Origin of the sequence: Sphingopyxis sp. (assembly GCF_016463645.1) — a bacterium.
GTDB lineage: Bacteria > Pseudomonadota > Alphaproteobacteria > Sphingomonadales > Sphingomonadaceae > Sphingopyxis.
Genome location: NZ_JAEMQX010000208.1, coordinates 1 through 4,114, shown reverse-complemented (window position 1 = coordinate 4,114; position 4,114 = coordinate 1). Strand labels below are relative to the sequence as shown.

Here is a 4,114-nt window from a genome sequence, read left to right as displayed (position 1 = left end):
TGCTCAACAGCGACCGCGGCCTCGCCGGCGCGTTCAACTCGAACATCGTCAAGGCGGCGCGCGACAAGGCGCTCGAACTGCAGGCCGAGGGCAAGAAGGTCCTCTTCTACCTCGTCGGCCGCAAGGGCCGCCCGGTGATCGCGCGCCTGTTCCAGGGCCAGATCGTCGAGCAGTATGAGACGACCGGCATCCGCGACATCGGCTTCGACCAGGCGCACGACATCTCGGCGAAGGTCATGGAGATGTACGAAGCCGGCGCCTTCGACGTCGCGCACCTCTTCTACTCGAAGTTCCGCTCGGCGCTGCTGCAGATCGCGACCGGCCAGCAGATGATCCCGGTTCCGCCGCCCGCCGACGTTCCGGCATCGAGCGGTGCCGCGGTCGAATATGAGCCCGACGAGGAGGCGATTCTCGCCGACCTGCTGCCGCGCAACGTCACCATCCAGATCTTCAAGGGCCTCCTTGAAAACGCCGCGTCCGAACAGGGCGCGTCGATGACCGCGATGGACAATGCGACGCGCAACGCGGGCGACCTGATCAACAAGCTGACCATCGTTTACAACCGCACGCGTCAGGCGGCGATCACCACCGAACTCATCGAAATCATCGCGGGCGCCGAAGCGCTCTAACCGATCAACCCAAGGAAGAAGACCATGGCAACCGCACCTGCCCCTGAGAAGAAGGCTCCCGCCAAGAAGGCCGCCGCGCCCAAGGCTGCAGCGCCGAAGAAGGCCGCCGCTCCGAAGGCCGCTGCCACCGGCACCGCGACGGGCCGCGTCGCGCAGGTCATCGGCGCCGTCGTCGACGTCCAGTTCACCGGCCCGCTGCCGGCGATCCTGAACGCACTCGAAACCGACAACAACGGCAACCGCCTCGTCCTCGAAGTCGCGCAGCACCTCGGCGAGAACACCGTTCGCACGATCGCGATGGACGCGACCGACGGCCTGACCCGCGGCCAGCCGGTGACCGACACCGGCGCGCAGATCTCGGTCCCCGTCGGCCCGCAGACGCTCGGCCGCATTCTCAACGTCATCGGCGACCCGATCGACGAGCGCGGCCCGGTGAACGCCGGCATGACCGCGCCGATCCACGCCAAGGCTCCCGAATTCGTCGACCAGTCGACCGAAGCCGCGATCCTCGTCACCGGCATCAAGGTCATCGACCTCATCGCCCCCTATGCGAAGGGCGGCAAGATCGGCCTGTTCGGCGGCGCCGGCGTCGGCAAGACGGTTCTCATCCAGGAACTGATCAACAACATCGCCAAGGGCCACGGCGGCGTGTCGGTGTTCGCGGGTGTCGGTGAACGCACCCGCGAGGGCAACGACCTCTATCACGAATTCCTCGACGCCGGCGTCATCGCCAAGGATGCCGACGGCAACCCGACCCCCGACGGGTCGAAGGTGGCGCTGGTGTTCGGCCAGATGAACGAGCCCCCGGGCGCCCGCGCCCGCGTCGCGCTCTCGGGCCTGACCATGGCCGAATATTTCCGCGATCAGGAAGGCCAGGACGTTCTGTTCTTCGTCGACAACATCTTCCGCTTCACGCAGGCGGGTTCGGAAGTGTCGGCACTGCTCGGCCGTATTCCGTCGGCGGTGGGCTATCAGCCGACCCTGTCGACCGACATGGGCGCGCTGCAGGAACGCATCACCTCGACCACCAAGGGCTCGATCACCTCGGTGCAGGCCATCTACGTCCCCGCGGACGACTTGACCGACCCCGCTCCCGCAACCTCGTTCGCCCACTTGGACGCGACGACGACGCTGAGCCGCGCGATTTCGGAACTCGGCATCTACCCCGCGGTCGACCCGCTCGATTCGACCTCGCGCGTTCTGACCGCCGCGACCGTCGGGCAGGAGCATTACGAGACCGCCCGCCGCGTTCAGGAAACGCTGCAGAAGTACAAGTCGCTGCAGGACATCATCGCGATCCTCGGCATGGACGAGCTTTCGGAAGAGGATAAGCTGGTCGTCGCCCGCGCGCGCAAGATCCAGCGCTTCCTGTCGCAGCCGTTCCACGTCGCCGAAGTCTTCACCGGCATCCCCGGCAAGTTCGTCGCGATCGAGGACACGGTGAAGTCGTTCAAGGCCGTCGTCGACGGCGAGTACGACCATCTGCCCGAAGCGGCCTTCTATATGGTCGGCGGCATCGACGAAGCGGTCGCGAAGGCCGCGAAGCTCGCCGAAGACGCGTAACACACCTGCGCCCCTCCCCGCTGCGGGAGGGGTTTGAGGACATATCATGGCTCTGAAGTTCGAACTCGTCACCCCCGCCCGCCTCGAGCGGTCCGCCGACGTCCATATGGTCACCGTGCCGGGGACCGAGGGCGATTTCTCGGTGCTCGAAGGGCACGCGCCCTTCATGGCGACGCTGCGCAACGGCCCGCTGACCATCTATGCGACCGCGGGCGCCGCGCCCGAGGTGATCGAGGTCGAAGGCGGTTTTGCCGAGGTCAACGAGGCGGGCCTCACCGTCCTTGCCGAGCATATCGCCGGCTGAGTTTCCCGCCGTCCACAGGTAGGGTCAAAAGCCCGCATCCATCCGGATGCGGGCTTTTTTCTTGTCCGCGCCGCAATCGTCCGCCGCATTAGGACAATGTCAAAGTTTCCGATTTATTCACCGTATCGGACGGGGGTTTCGCCGGCACATCGGCGGTCCTCCGACATGAAATACAAAGCAGGATAAAACGGATGAGTGCATTCGGACGCCGACCCGGAACCGCTGGCCGCCCCGCCTTTGGCGTGGCGAAGCCGATGCAGACTGGTCCCGGCATTCCCGGGGGCGCGCAATTCCCTGCGATCGACACGCCCGCCGAGGCGCCGCCGCCGGTCCCGTCGAACCTGTCGCCCGAAGAGGAGGCGATGGAACGGCTGAACCAGCGCTCTTCGGCGGAGAATATGGAGCCCGAAAAGGCGCAGGGCTTCGAGGCGTCGGTTCACAAGATCAAGGAACAGGTGCTGCCGCGCCTGCTCGAACGCGTCGACCCCGAGGCGGCCGCGACGCTGAGCAAGGACGAGCTGACCGAGGAATTCCGCCCGATCATCCTCGAGGTGCTCGCCGAGCTCCGCATCACACTCAACCGCCGCGAGCAGTTCGCGCTCGAAAAGGTGCTCGTCGACGAACTGCTCGGCTTCGGCCCGCTCGAGGAGTTGCTCGCCGACCCCGACATTTCGGACATCATGGTCAACGGTCCGTACCAGACCTATGTCGAGCGCAAGGGCCAACTCGTCATCGCGCCGATCCAGTTCCGCGACGAACAGCATCTGTTCCAGATCGCGCAGCGCATCTGCAACCTCGTCGGCCGCCGCGTCGACCAGACCACACCGCTCGCCGACGCGCGTCTCAAGGACGGCAGCCGCGTCAACGTGATCGTGCCGCCGCTTTCGCTGCGCGGTACCGCGATCTCGATCCGTAAATTCTCGGCCAAGCCGATCACGCTCGACATGCTCTGCCAGTGGGGCGCTATGAGCCAGAAGATGTGCACCGCGCTGAAGATCGCGGGCGCGAGCCGTTTCAACATCGTCATCTCGGGCGGTACGGGCTCGGGCAAGACGACGATGCTCAACGCCCTCTCCAAGATGATCGACCCCGGCGAGCGCGTGCTGACGATCGAGGACGCCGCCGAACTTCGCCTGCAGCAGCCGCACTGGCTGCCGCTCGAAACGCGCCCCGCGAACCTCGAGGGCAATGGCGCGATCCACATGGGCGACCTCGTCAAGAACGCGCTGCGCATGCGTCCCGACCGCATCATCATGGGCGAAGTCCGCGGCGCGGAGTGTTTCGACCTGCTCGCCGCGATGAACACGGGTCACGACGGGTCGATGTGTACGCTCCACAGGAACAGCCCGCGCGAATGCCTCGGCCGTATGGAAAACATGGTTTTGATGGGCGACATCAAGATCCCGAAGGAAGCGATCTCGAAACAGATCGCCGATTCGGTCGATCTGATCGTCCAGATCAAGCGCCTGCGCGACGGTTCGCGCCGCGTCACCAATGTCACCGAGGTGATCGGGATGGAAGGCGACGTCATCGTCACGCAGGAACTCTTCAAGTTCGAATATCTCGACGAGGACAAGGACGGCAAGATCGTCGGCGAATATCGCGCGATGGGCCTGCG

Annotated in this window: 4 protein-coding genes; all 4 read left to right on the top strand. The window is 65.4% G+C overall.

Features of this window, described 5'->3' with window-relative positions; all coding sequences use genetic code 11:
* Positions 1-629: ATP synthase F1 subunit gamma (gene atpG / locus JHC57_RS21510; RefSeq protein ID WP_294032623.1), on the top strand; the 629-nt coding region annotated here is incomplete at its 5' end.
* A gap of 24 nt (positions 630-653) precedes the next feature.
* The gene (atpD, locus tag JHC57_RS21505; protein ID WP_294032622.1) at positions 654-2,192 is read left to right on the top strand and encodes a F0F1 ATP synthase subunit beta; all 1,539 of its coding nucleotides are present in this window, start codon (positions 654-656) and stop codon (positions 2,190-2,192) included.
* Between the two features lie 46 nt (positions 2,193-2,238).
* On the top strand, positions 2,239-2,496 hold the full coding sequence (locus JHC57_RS21500) for an ATP synthase F1 subunit epsilon (protein ID WP_294032621.1): 258 nt from the start codon (positions 2,239-2,241) through the stop codon (positions 2,494-2,496).
* Positions 2,497-2,687: 191 nt separating this feature from the next.
* The coding region (locus JHC57_RS21495; RefSeq protein WP_294032620.1) for a CpaF family protein at positions 2,688-4,114 on the top strand (1,427 nt) is incomplete at its 3' end.